At 66.7% G+C, this 14589-nt stretch carries 15 protein-coding genes; 5 read left to right on the forward strand and 10 right to left on the reverse strand.

The features are described 5' to 3' along the window. Positions 1 to 74: 74 nt before the first annotated feature. The gene (locus FIU85_RS13910) at positions 75 to 542 is read left to right on the forward strand and encodes a hypothetical protein (RefSeq protein WP_152497319.1); all 468 of its coding nucleotides are present in this window, start codon (positions 75 to 77) and stop codon (positions 540 to 542) included. A gap of 203 nt (positions 543 to 745) precedes the next feature. After that, positions 746 to 976 (forward strand): N-(5'-phosphoribosyl)anthranilate isomerase, encoded by a 231-nt coding sequence (locus FIU85_RS13915; RefSeq protein WP_152497320.1) that lies wholly within the window; start codon positions 746 to 748, stop codon positions 974 to 976. A 78-nt stretch (positions 977 to 1054) separates the two neighbouring features. Here the strand turns inward: FIU85_RS13915 and preA are convergent, their stop codons facing one another. From preA to FIU85_RS13940, 5 genes are all read right to left on the reverse strand, one after another. Continuing rightward, on the reverse strand, positions 1055 to 2359 hold the full coding sequence (gene preA / locus FIU85_RS13920) for an NAD-dependent dihydropyrimidine dehydrogenase subunit PreA (RefSeq protein ID WP_152497321.1): 1305 nt from the start codon (positions 2357 to 2359) through the stop codon (positions 1055 to 1057). An 11-nt stretch (positions 2360 to 2370) separates the two neighbouring features. Next, entirely contained in the window at positions 2371 to 3693 is a 1323-nt protein-coding gene (locus FIU85_RS13925) for an NAD(P)-dependent oxidoreductase (protein WP_152497322.1), read from the reverse strand. 206 nt (positions 3694 to 3899) lie between these two features. Then, a complete protein-coding gene (locus FIU85_RS13930) occupies positions 3900 to 4667 on the reverse strand; it encodes an FCD domain-containing protein (RefSeq protein WP_152493843.1) in 768 nt (255 codons plus the stop codon). A gap of 111 nt (positions 4668 to 4778) precedes the next feature. Continuing rightward, the gene (locus tag FIU85_RS13935) at positions 4779 to 5141 is read right to left on the reverse strand and encodes a Lin0512 family protein (protein WP_152493842.1); all 363 of its coding nucleotides are present in this window, start codon (positions 5139 to 5141) and stop codon (positions 4779 to 4781) included. Further along, positions 5138 to 5488, reverse strand: a complete 351-nt coding sequence (locus tag FIU85_RS13940) for a Lin0512 family protein (protein ID WP_152497323.1) — start codon at positions 5486 to 5488, stop codon at positions 5138 to 5140. Before FIU85_RS13940 ends, FIU85_RS13935 begins: the two co-directional genes overlap by 4 nt. A 135-nt stretch (positions 5489 to 5623) precedes the next feature. On the opposite strand from FIU85_RS13940, the gene FIU85_RS22060 reads away from it, so the two are divergent. Next, positions 5624 to 5764 carry a hypothetical protein gene (locus tag FIU85_RS22060; protein ID WP_172978887.1) on the forward strand — a complete coding sequence of 47 codons (141 nt, stop codon included), beginning with the start codon at positions 5624 to 5626 and terminating at the stop codon, positions 5762 to 5764. A 167-nt stretch (positions 5765 to 5931) separates the two neighbouring features. On the opposite strand, the gene FIU85_RS13945 is transcribed toward FIU85_RS22060, so the two are convergent. Next, positions 5932 to 6531 carry a PRC-barrel domain-containing protein gene (locus FIU85_RS13945; RefSeq protein ID WP_254701728.1) on the reverse strand — a complete coding sequence of 200 codons (600 nt, stop codon included), beginning with the start codon at positions 6529 to 6531 and terminating at the stop codon, positions 5932 to 5934. Between the two features lie 185 nt (positions 6532 to 6716). Here FIU85_RS13945 and FIU85_RS13950 point away from each other — a divergent pair, with 185 nt between their 5' ends. Continuing rightward, positions 6717 to 7100 (forward strand): hypothetical protein, encoded by a 384-nt coding sequence (locus FIU85_RS13950; RefSeq protein WP_152497324.1) that lies wholly within the window; start codon positions 6717 to 6719, stop codon positions 7098 to 7100. Here FIU85_RS13950 and FIU85_RS13955 read toward each other — a convergent pair. Together FIU85_RS13955 and FIU85_RS13960 are read right to left on the reverse strand one after the other, a co-directional pair. Then, the gene (locus FIU85_RS13955) at positions 7088 to 7561 is read right to left on the reverse strand and encodes a GNAT family N-acetyltransferase (RefSeq protein WP_152497325.1); all 474 of its coding nucleotides are present in this window, start codon (positions 7559 to 7561) and stop codon (positions 7088 to 7090) included. The two genes, FIU85_RS13950 and FIU85_RS13955, sit on opposite strands and share 13 nt — an antisense overlap. A gap of 9 nt (positions 7562 to 7570) precedes the next feature. After that, a complete protein-coding gene (locus tag FIU85_RS13960) occupies positions 7571 to 8074 on the reverse strand; it encodes a hypothetical protein (protein WP_152497326.1) in 504 nt (167 codons plus the stop codon). Positions 8075 to 8333: 259 nt separating this feature from the next. Here FIU85_RS13960 and smc point away from each other — a divergent pair, with 259 nt between their 5' ends. Continuing rightward, positions 8334 to 11789, forward strand: coding sequence for a chromosome segregation protein SMC (gene smc / locus FIU85_RS13965; protein WP_152497327.1), 3456 nt, complete (start codon positions 8334 to 8336; stop codon positions 11787 to 11789). 322 nt (positions 11790 to 12111) lie between these two features. On the opposite strand, the gene FIU85_RS13970 is transcribed toward smc, so the two are convergent. Next, entirely contained in the window at positions 12112 to 13227 is a 1116-nt protein-coding gene (locus tag FIU85_RS13970) for a class I SAM-dependent RNA methyltransferase (protein WP_152497328.1), read from the reverse strand. After that, positions 13224 to 14393, reverse strand: coding sequence for a lytic murein transglycosylase (locus FIU85_RS13975; RefSeq protein WP_152497329.1), 1170 nt, complete (start codon positions 14391 to 14393; stop codon positions 13224 to 13226). The genes FIU85_RS13970 and FIU85_RS13975 overlap by 4 nt, the downstream gene beginning before the upstream one ends. Between the last annotated feature and the right edge of the window lie 196 nt (positions 14394 to 14589).

Consider the following 14589-nt stretch of genomic DNA (forward strand, 5'->3'; position numbering starts at 1 on the left):
CGCCCGGGCCGTGCTATGGTGCTCGTTGGGTGCGGGTGCCGGATCTAGCGATCCCCCGTGTTTGGAGTGGACACATGAACATCACAGGACCAGCCCCTGTGACCTTCCTGCCTTCGGTGCCGGCCGGCGCCGGGCAGAACCTTCAGAAACTTGCCGTCAAGAGCGCCTCGGGGTCGGCGGAAAGCAGTGCGAGCGGCAACAATTCCGATAACGCCACGGGCGGGGACGGGCCGCGCGCGGAGGCAAGCCTGCGGCCCGGGCGGGATGCGATATCGCGATTGCCGGCCAGGGCGTCGGGCGAAAGCGTGCTCGACGCGCGGATCAAGAGCCAAGAGACGCCGCGCGATCAACTGGTCGCGGCGCAGTATGAACTGGTCGGACGGCAGCAGGACCTGCTGCGGGCCAGCACGCGGCTGGAGCAGTCGCGCGCGGCGCGCGACATCACCGACCTGCGCGAGATGATCGCGGTTCTGAAGATCGAGATGGGTGGCGAGGACGCGTTGAACGGGGCAGAACCTTCTGCCGTCAAAGCCGGGGATTGATGCGTTATCCGACACGCCCGAATCGCGGCTGACCCGTGAGATGCCACGCACCATTCGGTCGGTGCACGCGTTTCGCATTTGGCCGATGCCGCCGGCCACAGGCGCAACGCTTCGGGTGGCCCGGGGAAGCGTGGGGCGCTGCGGTGCCTGCGGGCGCAGAAGCCTTAACCTGATTTTTACCAGGATGGCGGCAGGGTCGCGGCATGACGCAGATCATTCGTTCCGTTCCCGCCGCGCCCTGGGTGGCGCAACTTTTCTCGAGCCAGTCCGCGCGCAAGGGTGCTGTCGTGCGCCGCTCGCGTCGGTGGGTGGAGCGCGAGGTCGGCCGCGACGCGTTCGAGCGCGAAGTGCGCAGGCGGGGGTTTCACCTGATTGAAACCGGCGACCAGATGATCGTCGTTTGCCATGCGGGGCCCATCCGGATCGTGTTTTGATTCCGTGCGGGTGACCCCCAGAAAATTCGTACGAATTTTCTGGGGGTTCAGATTCTTCGTACGAAGAATCTGGGGTGGTTATTCTGCGGCGCAGGTTCCCGGGTTGTTTGGGTGGGTGGTCCAGTTGGCGTAGTCGTTCTGCACCGTCTTGCCGGTCCGGGGATCGGTCGTGCCGGGGGCCAGCTCTTCCATCGTGATGCAGTTCTCGACCGGGCAGACATTGACGCACAGGTTGCAGGCGACGCATTCGGCGTCGATCACCTCGAACGTGCGGTCCGGGGACATCGAGATGGCCTGGTGCGAGGTGTCCTCGCAGGCGGCATAGCAGCGGCCGCACTTGATGCAGAGGTCCTGGTCGATCCGGGCCTTGGTGACGTAGTTGAGGTTGAGGTGCTGCCAGTCCGAAAGGTTCGGCACGGCGCGGCCGACAAGCTGATCGGTCGAGGTGAAGCCCTTCTCGTCCATGAACTGCGACAGGCCGGAGATCATCTCCTGCACGATCTTGAAGCCATAGGTCATGGCCGCCGTGCAGACCTGCACATTGCCGGCCCCCAGCGACATGAATTCGGCCGCGTCGCGCCAGGTGGTGATCCCGCCGATGCCTGAAATGGGCAGACCGGCGAGCGAGGGCGTGCGGGCGATCTCGGCCACCATGTTGAGGGCGATGGGTTTCACCGCGGGGCCGCAATAGCCGCCATGGGCGCCCTTGCCGTCGATGGTGGGCTCAGGCGCGAAGCTGTCGAGGTTGACGGAGGTGATCGAGTTGATCGTGTTGATCAGCGAGACCGCGTCGGCGCCGCCGTCCCTGGCCGCCTGGGCGGGTTTGCGGACGTCGGTGATGTTGGGCGTGAGCTTGACGATGACGGGCAGATCGGAGTGTTTCTTGCACCATTCGGTGACCTGGCCCACATATTCCGGCACCTGGCCCACAGCGGAGCCCATCCCGCGTTCGGACATCCCGTGCGGGCAGCCGAAGTTCAGTTCCACCCCGTCGCAGCCGGTTTCCAGAACGCGGTCGAGGATGGACTTCCAGCTGTCCTCGTCCACCGGGACCATGAGTGAGGCGATAAGGGCGCGGTCGGGGTAGTCCTTTTTCACCCGCGTCATCTCGTCGAGGTTGGTTTGCAGAGGGCGGTCGGTGATCAGTTCGATATTGTTGAGTCCCAGCAGGCGGCGGTCGGCGCCCCAGATCGCGCCATAGCGCGGTCCGTTGACGTTGACGACGGGCGGGCCTTCCTCGCCGAGTGTCTTCCAGACCACGCCGCCCCAGCCGGCCTCGAAGGCGCGGCGGACGTTGTATTCCTTGTCCGTGGGCGGGGCGGAGGCCAGCCAGAAGGGGTTGGGCGAGGTGATGCCGATGAAGTTCGTGGTCAGGTCAGCCATGTCTCGCTCCTTCAGGCGCTGAGGGTCGCGTGGATGTCTTCGGCGGCGTCGCGGCCTTGGGCCACCGCCGTCACGGTCAGGTCGTCGCCGCCCGCGGCGCAGTCGCCCCCCGCCCAGACGCCGGCAACCGAGGTGCGGCCCGGGCCGGTGACGGCGATCTTGCGGCCGTCGAGATCGGGCAGGGCGTCGCCGGCGAGCGCCTGACCGATGGCCTTGAACACCTGGTCGGCGGGGATGCGGATGGTGTCGCCCGTGGGGACGAGCGCGTCGTCGGTGTACTCGAACTCGATCTCGCGGACGGTGCCGTTGCCGTGGAGGGCGCGGGGCGTGGCGTTCGTGATGATGCGCACGCCCCTGGAGGCGGCGAGGTCCTGCTCGAAGACGCTGGCGTTCATGCGGTCGCGGCCACGGCGATAGACCAGCGTGACGTTGAGCGCGCCCAGCAGTTTAGCCTGCACGGCGGCGTCGATGGCGGTCATGCCGCCGCCGATCACGACCACGTCGCGGCCCACCTGAAGCTGGCGCAGGTCGCTGGCCTGGCGCAGATCGGAGATGAAATCGACCGCGTCGAGCACGCCGGTCTTGTCCTCGCCGTCGAGGCCGAGCGAGTTGACGTCGCCCAGGCCGATGCCGAGGAAGACCGCGTCGAAGCGCTCGCGCAGGGTGTCGAGGGAAAGGTCGGAGCCGAGGGCCTTGCCGTTTTCAAGGGTGATCCCGCCGATCTGCATCAGCCAGTCGACCTCGCGCTCGGCAAAACCGTCGACCGTCTTGTAGGCGGCGATGCCATATTCGTTGAGGCCACCGGGCTTGGGCCGGGCGTCATAGAGCGTGACGGCATGGCCGTGCATCGCCAGACGATGGGCGCAGGCCAGACCGGCCGGTCCCGCGCCCACCACGGCGACCGACTTGCCCGTTTCCGGCGCGCAGGCGAAGGGATGCGTGCCCGCGGCCTGAAGGGTGTCGGTGGCGTAGCGTTGGAGTTGCCCGATTAGGACGGGCTTGCCTTCGGCGGCTTCGCGCACGCAGGCCTGTTCGCAGAGCGTCTCGGTCGGGCAGACGCGGGCGCACATGCCGCCGAGGATGTTCTGGCTCAGGATCGTCTTCGCGGCGGCCTCGGGCGTGCCGGTGGCGATCTGGCGGATGAAGAGCGGGATGTCGATATCGGTGGGACAGGCCGTAATGCAGGGCGCGTCGTGGCAGAAATAGCAACGATCGGCGGCCACCAGCGCCTCGTGCGGGTCAAGCGGTGGATGCAGATCGGAGAAATTGCGGGCGAGGTCGTCCTCTGACAGGCGGCCGGAGGTGATGCCGGGGGTCAGGGCGGAATGGCTCATGGAGGGCTCCAGTGGCTGTACGCTTTGGAGAAAGTATTGCACAGTTCAAAATTTTATCAATTGGTAAAATTTAGGCGGTTTGTGAACACCCTTGAAAGGAAGCTCGGCAGGGCGCGACAGGCCCTGATGTGCTTGGCGCCCGGCGCAGCGGTGGGTGAACCTGCGCATTGCGCAGAACCACCCACCCTACGATGTTCGGGAAGGGTTCACCGGCGGTTCTCGTGTTCCAGGCGCTGGCGGGCGATGTGTTCGTGGGCCTCGGCCTTGCGCTGGTCGGTCAGCGCCCGTTCGACGAAATCGAGATGTGTCTCGACCGCCGCGCGGGCCGCTTTGGGATCGCGGGCAAGGATCGCGTCGCGGATGGCACGGTGCTGGTCCAGCAGGCTGGAGCGCCTGGTGGACTGGTTGAATATGACCTTGCGGTTGTAGAACACGCCGTCCTGCATGAGCTGGAACATCGAGCGCATCATGTGCAGCATCACCACGTTGTGGCTGGCCTCCAGTATGGCCATGTGGAACTCGGCATCGAGCCGCGCCTCGCGTTCGGGATTGGCGCGGCCCTTGGCCTGCTCCATGCGGGCGAAGGTGGCGGCGATGACCTCGAGGTCGGTGTCGGAGGCGAGCCGGGCGGCGCGTTCGGCGGCGAGGCCTTCCATGTCGCGGCGGAAGGCGATGACGTCGAAGACGGCCTCGTCATCGCTGGCGAAAAGCTCGATGAGGGCGGGAGAGAAGGCGCTGCCCAGCACGTCGGCCACGAAGATGCCGGCGCCGGCGCGTGTGGTCAGCAGGCCTTTCTGCTGAAGCTCGGCCACGGCCTCGCGCAGGGACGGACGGGAGACGCCGAAGCGGTCGGCAAGTTCGCGTTCCGAGGGCAGGCGTTCGCCGGGGCGCAGGATGCCGCGCAGGATCAGCTTCTCGATCTGGCGGGTGACCGCGAGCGAGAGTTTTTCGGGCGTGACTTTCTGGAACGGCATGAGGCGCCTCGGGATTGAATTGGTCAAATCATATGACCGGAGGCGATAGGGGGCAAGCGTACCGCAAGGGGCGGGAGATCCTCGGATCACGTCCAAGGATGACGCGGCACCTTAACCGGCGGTGTAGTTGCCGGACTGGTCGGGCAGGAACGCCTCGACCGCCGCGGTGGCGATGACGATGGTGTCGCCGGTGTCGGGGTTCACCACATTGTGCCCGCCGAACGTGGCCGTGACGGTGGCGTTTCCGCGCGGAAGGCAAGTGGCGAGCGCATCCGTGTCGAGCTTGTCCGGCTCCTGCACGCCGATGGTGACCTGCACGCGCATCTGCGAGGGGTCGAGCGCGGTGGTCGCGTACATCGGGATCGCCGAGCGGCGGATGGCGGATTCGATCGCGCGGGCGGCGGCCTTTTGATAATCCATGCCGTACTGGTCGTTGCCCATGCCCATTTCGATGATGAAGCGGTGATCGGTCACTTCGCGGGCTCCAGGTTCAGGCTGACATTGATGGCGGCGTTGACGATGACCGTGGGCGTGCCGCCGTCCGGGCGGGGCACGTCGAGGCCGCCCTTGTGGGCGGTGACGGTGACCTGGCCGTAGGGGAAGACGTCCGACAAAGCGGCGGTGTCGACGGCGTCGGGGTCCGGCGCGGCGATTTCCACGTCGATGATCATCGCCTCTTTCGGTTGGCCGAAAAGCTCCGCGAGGTTGATGGAGTTGCGCCAGAGCGCGTCCTGCAACGCGCGGCGGGCGGCGGCGGTGTAATCGCGGTGGCGCAGGGACGAGCCGATGCCGAATTCGGTGAGAAGGCGCGTTTTGGGCATGTGGAGGCTCCCCTGTGTGGCGTTGGGATTTGAGTATTTTTGGAACGGTTAAATTGCAAGGCGTCAGTGGATGGGCGGACGCGCTGCGGGAAAGGTGCAGGGCGGTGCACCGTCGCGCCGCCTGCGATATCGAGCTTGGACCGTGCGCGTTTCACGCTGCCGCGGCGGAACGCGGCGCGAGGCGACAGCCATGGCGGGGCAGAGCCCGGCATATCCCTGTGGGACGATTCGGCCGAGGAGCCGGAGAGCGACGGGCCGATGCGGGCGACGTGGTGACGGACGTGGCCATCGTGGGCGGCGGCCATACCGGCCTGGCGACACCGGCCTGGCGACCGCGCTTTGTTGTGCACCAGCTGTGGAAGAGCCTCCAGGCCCAGCGGTTGCGCAAACGCAAACCGCCGCCCGGCAAGGGGCGGCGGCAAAAACACGATACGTGTCCCGGCTTAGTTCCAGAAGCCTTCGTCGACGCTGTTCATGGCCTCGATGTCTTCTTCGTTGAAGCGGGTGACGAACGTGTAGCTCATGTCGTCGACGGGGACGAGCTTGGCGTCCTTCACCGACAGCATGACGTGCTTGTCACCGATGTCGAGGAAACCGCCGACTTCGACGATGATGCCGGTCAGCTTGCCGTCCTTGGACATCACGAGATCTTCGATCTCGCCGATCTGGTTCCATTCCGAGTTGACTTCGTCATACTCGGCCATGTCCCAGCTTTCGCCTTCGTCGTTGGCTTCGTTGGTGGTGTAGACCGCGCCGCCGGTGATGTCGCGGCTGCGGATCAACTCGCCTTGCATCTGGCTCATTTCTTCGCTGGACTTGTCCCAGTCCAGGCCGCTGTCATTCATGGCGGTCTTGTCGGAATCGCCTTCGGTCTGCATGTTGCCGCTGGCGTCGGCGCTGTTGTCCGAGCTGTTCATCCCGGTGCTGGACTCAACCTGCGTGTTGCCGGTGTCGGTGTCCATTTCCTCGTTCGAGTCGCTTTGCGCGAACGCGGTGGTTGCGGCCAGGGCCATTGCGATGGCTGTGCTGCCGATCAGTTTCATGATGTTCCTCCTTCGTCATATGGTATCTGCATGATCAACGCGGGGGACCCCCGGACACGTTCCTGTGAAGGCGAGAAAAAGAATGCGCCTTTCGCATGAAACAAATCGCGGTCCCTCGCGTTAGGGCGGGCGCGAAAAAGCCATTGGTTACTGTTTCTTAACCATGGATCGGCGATGATCGCGCGATGCGTCCGTTGCTCTTGATACCGCTGTCGGCCCTGGCGGCCTGCGACACGGCCAGCCCGGAAATTTCCGGTGTCGCGCCGGTCCGTATCGAGGCAGGCGCGTCGGTGTTCGATATCCGGGTGGAGGGCCGCAGGGCCGAGGCGGTCCGGCTGAACGCGCAGCCTGCGTTCCGGCTGTCCAGCGTGGGCGTGCCCGCGGTGCTGGCCATCGAGGCGGTCAGCGGCTGCCGGGTGGACCGTCTGACCGGAGACCAGGCGATGATGCGGGCGACGCTGGATTGCGGCGGCGGCGCCCCGGCGCCGCGGCGGCCCGAGACGTATCTTGAATGCGACGCCTTCGAACTGGACGCGGAGGGCGGCGAGCTGATCTGTTACCCGTTCTGATCCGTGGGCGCGGTCAGGGCCTTTTCCATGTAGACGCTCGTGGCGTTCGGGCGGTAGTCGCCGAAGATGCCGCACCGGGTGAAGCCGTGCCGTTCGTAAAGACGGATCGCGGCGTCGAGGACCTCGCCCGTTTCGAGCCGCAGAACGGGCACGTCGTCGCCGCGGGCCTCGTCCTCGAGCGCGCGCAGGATCGCGGCGCCGACGCCGCGGCCGCGGGCGGCGGGAGAGGTGAACATCGACTTGATCTCGGCATAGCCGCGCTTGAAGGCAAGCGCCCCGGTGCCCAGCGTTTCGGCCCCGTCCCGGGCGGCGAAAAAGCAGATGCCGGGCCCGCGCAGCTCTTCCAGGTCGAGGAAATAATTGTCTTCGGGCGGAAAAAGCGCGCGCATCATGGCGTGGCTTTGCTCCAGCAGGGCGCGGGGGCCGGGGGCCTTGGGGTTGGCCTGTTCGATGATGAGCATGGCGGGGACCTATTCGATGGTCACGGTGGTCACGGCTTCGATCGGGGTGCCGTTCGTGGCAAGGTGGCCGTGATCGTTGGCATTCAGCGTCACGCGGATTTCGTGCGTTCCCATGGGGAGCGCGTCAAGCTGGACCCAGGGGCTGTAGGCGCGCGGCTGTTTCACGCCGTTGATGTAGACATGGGCGTGGCCGTGGCCGGGACGGTTGTCGCCGTTCACGCCTTCGGGGTCGAAGGTGAAGTTCGTGGTGACGATGTGCAGATTGCGGCTTTGCGCGCCGTCGGGATGGATTTCGATGGCCAGCGTCGGCGCGGGGTCGCCGGCCTCGATCATCTGGTGATCGTGCATCGCCTGACCCTCGCCGTGGTCATGGGCGGAATGGTCATGGGCGATCCCGTCGGACATCGCCGCCTTGGACATGGCCGGGCGGTCGATCACCGTGGCGGTGACCAGGGCCCCCAGGCCGGTGCCGGCGGCGAGACCGGCCAAGAGCAAGGCAATCGGGTTGGACATTGCGCGGCGTTCCGGGACAACGGCGTGAAGATTTCTGCAGCATATGGGCTTGGCGCGTGCGCTGCAATATCGTGGGCCAGGACAGGGCGGTAGCGCAAGTCTGAGCTATGAGAACGCAATATCTTGTGGATAAGTGGCGTGTCCGCGCCATATGCAGGGGTTTTGCGTTGACAGGGGGCAAGGTCCTGCGCTTGCATATCCTCCCAAGGCCGGAATCACGTCCAAAATCCAGACCGGCCCGAGCAGAGGGACACGCACCGTGCAGTTCACCAAGCTGAGATTGACCGGGTTCAAGAGCTTCGTCGACCCCACCGACCTTTTCATCCAGGACGGTCTGACCGGGGTGGTTGGGCCGAACGGATGCGGCAAGTCGAACCTGCTGGAGGCGTTGCGCTGGGTGATGGGCGAGAACCGCCCGACCTCGATGCGGGGCTCGGGCATGGAGGACGTGATCTTTGCCGGGGCGGCGACGCGGCCCGCGCGCAACTTTGCCGAGGTGAGCATCCATCTGGACAATTCAGACCGGCTGGCGCCGGCGGGGTTCAACGACGCCGATCACCTGGAGATCATTCGGCGGATCACGCGGGATGTGGGCAGCGCCTACAAGGTGAACGGCAAGGATGTGCGGGCGCGGGACGTGCAGATGCTGTTTGCCGATGCCTCGACGGGTGCGCATTCGCCGGCGCTGGTGCGGCAGGGGCAGATCTCGGAGCTGATCAACGCCAAGCCCACGGCGCGACGGCGAATCCTGGAGGAGGCGGCGGGGATTTCCGGGCTTTATCAGCGGCGGCACGAGGCGGAGCTGAAGCTGAAAGGGGCCGAGAGCAACCTTGCGCGGGTCGATGACGTGATCGAACAATTGGCGACGCAGCTGGCGCAGCTGGCGCGGCAGGCCAAGCAGGCGGCGCGGTACCGGCAGATCGGCGAGGAATTGCGGCAGGCCGAAGGGCTGTTGTTGTACCGGCGCTGGAAGGAAGCGGACCTGGCGCGGGCCAATGCGCAGAAGGACCTGACCGAGCGGACGAGCGATGCGGCCCGGGCCGAGGCGGCGGCGCGCGAGGCGGCAAGGCTGCGGGCGCGGGCCGACGAGGCGCTGCCGCCGCTGCGCGAGGAAGAGGCCATCGCGGCGGCGGTGCTGCAGCGGTTGCAGGTAAGCCGGGACACGCTGGCCGAGCAGGAGGCTGCCGCCAGGGACCGGATCGAGACGCTTCAATCGCGGATCGAGCAGTTGGCCCGCGACATGGAGCGCGAGGAGAGCCTGAACCGCGACGCGGGCGAGACGATCGAGCGGCTGGAATGGGAAGCGCAGGAGCTGGCCAAGGCCGCCGAAGGCCACGAGGGCAAGCTGGAATCGGCGAGCGGTGAGGCGGCGGATGCCAGCCAGGTGTTGCAGGCGCGGGAGACCGAGCTGTCGGAGTTGACCGAGGATGTTGCGCGGCTGGCCGCGCGGCACCAGTCGGCGCAGCGGCTGGTCGAGGACAGCCGTAAGACCCGCGACCGGGCCGATGCCGAGGCGGCGCGGGCCAAGGACGCGGTGGAAGCGGCGCAATACACAGTGAGCCGTGCAGGCGAGGAATTCGAGGCCGCCGAGAAAGCCGAGAAAGAGGCGACCGAGGCGGCGCAGGCGGCGGAGGTCGCGCTGACTGAAGCCGACGAGGCGCGGGCCGATGCGCAGGGGCGCGAGGCCGACGCCCGGGCCGGACGCTCGGAAGCCGAGGGCGAGGTGAGTGCCCTGTCGGCGGAAGTGTCGGCGTTGGCGCGCCTGCTGGAGCGGGACACCGCCGAGGGCGGACAGATCCTTGACGCGGTGCAGGTGGCCTCGGGCTATGAAAAGGCGCTGGGCGCGGCTTTGGCAGACGACCTGCGCGCGCCGGAGGTGGAGGCGGACGGGCCCTCGGGCTGGGTTGCGCTGGACGGGTATGCCCAGGCGCAGACCTTGCCCGAGGGTGTCGTGGCGCTGGGCACGCATGTGAACGTACCGGGTGTGCTGGCGCGGCGGATGGCGCAGATCGGGCTGGTGGATTCGGATGACGGGCCACGGTTGCAGGCGCTTCTGAAACCGGGGCAGCGGCTGGTCAGCGTCGAGGGTGACCTGTGGCGTTGGGACGGGTACCGCGCCTGGGCCGAGGATGCGCCGTCTGCCGCCGCGCTGCGGCTGGAACAGCTGAACCGTCTGGAAGAGTTGAAGCAGCAATTGTCGCACGCCACGGCGCGGGCCGAGGGCGCGCAGCGGGCGCACGAGACGCTGAAGGCGCGGCTGGTGGAGTTGACCGAGGCCGACAAGGCGGCGCGCGAGGCGCGGCGGGCGGCGGACGGCAGGGTCGCCGAGGCGAACCGGGCGCTGAGCCGGGCCGAGGCGGAACGCAGCTTGGCGGGCTCCAAGTTGGAAAGCCTCGGGCTGGCGGTGAAACGCCACGAGGAAGAGGCGCTGGCCGCGCGCAAGACGCTGGCCGAGGCCGAGAAGGCGATGGGCGACCTGGCCGATCTGGATACCGCGCGCGCCGAGGTGGAAGACGTCAAGATGACGGTCGAGGCGGCGCGGATGACGATGATGTCCAAGCGCTCGGCCCATGACGAGCTGCGCCGCGAGGGCGAGGCACGGCTGACGCGCAGCCAGGAAGTGACCAAGGAATTGTCCGGCTGGCGGCACCGGTTGGAAACGGCGAAGACGCGCAGCGCGGAGCTGGCCGAGCGCAAGGAGGCGAGCGAAGCGGAGCTGGCCGAGGCCGGGGCGAAGCCCGGCGAACTGGCGGCGAAGCGCGAGGCGTTGAACGCCGACATTTCGAAGGCCGAGGCGCGGCGGGCCGAGGCGGCTGACACGCTGTCGAACGCCGAAGGCGTCGCGCGTGAGGCTGTGGCCAACGAGCGCGACGCCGAGCGCCTGGCCGGCGAGGCGCGCGAGGCGCGGGCGCGGTCTGAGGCGCGCGCGGACGCCGCGCGCGAGACCCAGGCACAAGCGGCGGGACGGATCGAGGAGGAACTGGACTGTTCGCCCGAGGACCTGCTGGAGACGTTGCAGGTCGACCCCGAGACCATGCCCGCCTCGGAGGCGATCGAGGCCGATGTGAACCGCCTGAAACGCCAGCGCGACGCGCTGGGTGCGGTGAACCTGCGGGCCGAGGAAGACGCGCGCGAGGTGCAGGAAGAGCATGACACGCTGGTCAACGAAAAGTCCGATCTTGAGGGAGCGATCCGCACCCTTCGCAATGGTATCGCGTCGCTGAACCGCGAAGGGCGCGAACGGCTGCTGACGGCGTTCGAGCAGGTGAACTCGAACTTCTCGATGCTGTTCAAACACCTCTTCGGGGGCGGCGAGGCGAACTTGGTAATGGTCGAGAGCGACGATCCGCTGGAGGCGGGGCTGGAGATCATGTGCCAGCCGCCGGGCAAGAAGCTGGCGACGCTGAGCCTGCTGTCGGGGGGCGAACAGACTCTGACCGCGCTGGCGCTGATCTTTGCGGTGTTCCTGGCCAACCCGGCGCCGATCTGCGTGCTGGACGAGGTCGACGCGCCGCTGGACGATGCCAACGTTGGCCGGTTCTGTGACCTGCTGGACGAGATGTGCCGCCGGACCGAGACGCGGTTTTTGATCATCACGCACCACGCGGTGACGATGAGCCGGATGGACCGCCTGTTCGGGGTGACGATGGGCGAGCAGGGGGTGAGCCAGCTGGTGTCGGTCGACCTGAAGAAGGCGGAGCAGATGGTGGCGTGAGCCATCCGTCGTTAAGATTTTACTGACATTGAGTCGGTTTTTCTGGTCTCGCTGCAACCTTTTGCAGTGAGAGGAGGTGGTTCAACTGAAGGAAAACACCTTCTGCAAATGGATGGTCGTTCTGGCAGCGGGAACGCTGGTTGTGACGATCATTCGACTTTGGATAGGGCTTTGATGTCCTGACAAAGAAAGACCCCGCGAAGCAGCAACTTCGCGGGGTCACGTCTTTGGTGGTTCACCTGAAAGACAACTTCCGCATTCCCAATATGATGCGCTTTTCTTGCCAAAAAGTAAAGCCGAGCGCGCGACCTTGGTTAACGCCTCAGGGCAGCGGCCCGGTTTGCCAGAGGGTGATGCGCAGGCCGCCATGTGCGACGGGTGGGCCGGGTTGGGTAAAAGGCAGGCCGGTGGCGTTGGCGAGGCTGGCATCGGTGGTCACGAGGCCAACGCGCCAGCCGGAAAACCGCTCCGCGAGGGTCTTGCCGAGCGCGCCGTAGAGGCCGAAAAGCTGTTTGCGCTCGCCGATGCGGGTGCCGTAGGGCGGGTTCACCATGATCAGGCCGGGCGGGCCGTCCGGGCGTTTCAGATCGCTGAAGGCGTGGTGCGAGATCGTGATGAGGTCGCCGAGGCCGGCGGTCTGTGCGTTGGAGCGCGCGCCGGTGACGGCACCGGCGTCACGGTCGCTGCCGTGGAAGCGGAGGCTGGTTTCGGTGTCGAGTTGGTCAGCCGCCAGATCCTTCCATGCGCCTGCATCGAAATTGGCGAAGCGCTCGAATGCGAAACTCCGGTCGCGGCCCGGGGCGCGGCCGAGCGCGATCTCGGCAGCCTCGAGCAGGAAAGTGCCGGAGCCGCACATCGGGTCGAGCACGGGCTCGGTGCCGGTATAGCCGCATTGGCGCAGGAAGAGCGCGGCAAGGGTTTCGCGCATGGGGGCCTTGCCGACGAAAGGTTTCTGGCCGCGGCGGTGGAGCGGCGCGCCCGAGGTGTCGAGGCTGAGCAGGCACTGGTTGTCTTCGATCCTGAGCTGGACGCGGACGGGATCGTCGCCTTCCAGGGGCGCGCCGGTGACGTGGTGGATGGTGCGGGCGACACGTTCGGCGGCGGCGCCCTGGTGGTAGATTTTGGATTTCCGGGTTGTCGCCTCGACCGTGATCGGCACGTCGGGGCGCAAGAAGCCCGCCCAATCCACCTCGCGCGTGAGAGATTCAAGCTGGTCGAGATGCATCGCCTGGAAGCGGGCGACGCGGGCCAGGACGCGGCCGGCGCCGCGCAGCGCGAGGTTGGCGCGCCAGACGTCCGGCCAGTGACCGCGAAACCGGACACCGCCGGGGGTGGCCTTGGGCTTGGCGAACCCCGCCGCCTGTGCCTCGTCCTTCAACGCGAGTTCGAGGCCGGGCGGGGCGGTGAGAAAGATTTCGAAAGCGCGGCGTTGCGTCATAGGGCGTTCAGAAGCGCGGGCGTGGGCCACGCGTCGGCGGGCTTGCCCAGTTCCTGCTGGACGTCCTGCACGGCGGCGCGGGTGCCGGAGCCGAGGATGCCGTCGATCTTGCCCACGTCATAGCCACGCGCGGCCAGTTTTTCCTGAAGTTGTTTCATCTGGCCGTCCGACAGGCCCGGATCGGGGTTGCCCGCGTCGAAGACAGGAGCGCCTTCCAGACGATTGGCGAAATAGGCGGCGGTCAGGACGTAGACGTAGCTTTGGTTCCATTCGAAGTAGACGTTGAAATTCGGGTAGGCGAGGAAAGCGGGGCCTTTGCGCCCTTCGGGCAGAAGGATGTTGGCCGGCAGGTCGCCACGGATCTGGCCGAGGCGCGGGGTGACGCCCATCGCCGCCCATTCGGAGGCGGGCAGGGTGGTGCGCAGACCCGTCTTGGACCAGTCGAGGGTGTCGGGCACATCGACTTCCTGCAGCCAGGGCTCGCCCGCGCGCCAGCCCAGATGTTGCAGCATCTTGCCGCCCGACATCAGCGCGTCGGGCGCGGAGGTCTTGAGATCGACGTGACCGTCGCCGTCGCCATCGACGCCGTTGTCGATGATGTCCTGCGGCAGCATCTGGACCATGCCGATTTCACCAGCCCAGGCGCCGGTGGTGCGCGCGGGGTCGAAATCGCCCATCTGGTAGAGGTCGAGGGCGGCAAAGACCTGCGGGCGGAAAAGCTCGGGCCGGCGGCAGTCATGCGACAGGGTGACGAGCGCGTTGAGCGTGTTGTAGTCGCCCTGGAAGCCGCCGAAATCGGTTTCGAACGCCCAGAAGGCCAGGAGCACCCCGCGCGGCACGCCGTATTCGGCCTCGATGCGCTCGAACACGGCATCGTATTGCTGTGACTTGGCAAGGCCGGTGTTGAGGCGGCCCGAGCTGATCAGACGGCGGGCGAATTCGGTGAAGGGTTTCTGAAAGACGCCCTGGCGGCGGTCGGCCTGAAGCACGCTCTGATCCTGGCGCACGGAGGCGAAGAAGCTGTTCACCCGGTCCGGTGCGTGGCCGCGGGAAATCGCCTCTTGTCGGAGCGCGTCGACGAAGCCGGAAAAGGAGCCGCCGCAGCTTTGACCATAGGCGGTCGTGGCGGTGCAGAGCGACAAGGCGAAGGCGAGGCAGCGGATCATCAGTACTTCCTTTTTTGGGTGACAGTGCAGCAGCCGGCCGGTCAAGGCCAGTCCGGAAAACCTGTATTCGGCCGGTGTGTTATTCAATATCGCCTGACCCGAGCGCACGCAGCGGGCGGAGCGTTTCATCGAGTTGTACCGGCAGAGCACGACAGGCGGTGAGAGGCAGGCGCGTGGGGCCGCACGGGTGTCCGAT

This window comes from Roseovarius sp. THAF8 (assembly GCF_009363735.1).
Classification (GTDB): Bacteria; Pseudomonadota; Alphaproteobacteria; order Rhodobacterales; family Rhodobacteraceae; genus Roseovarius.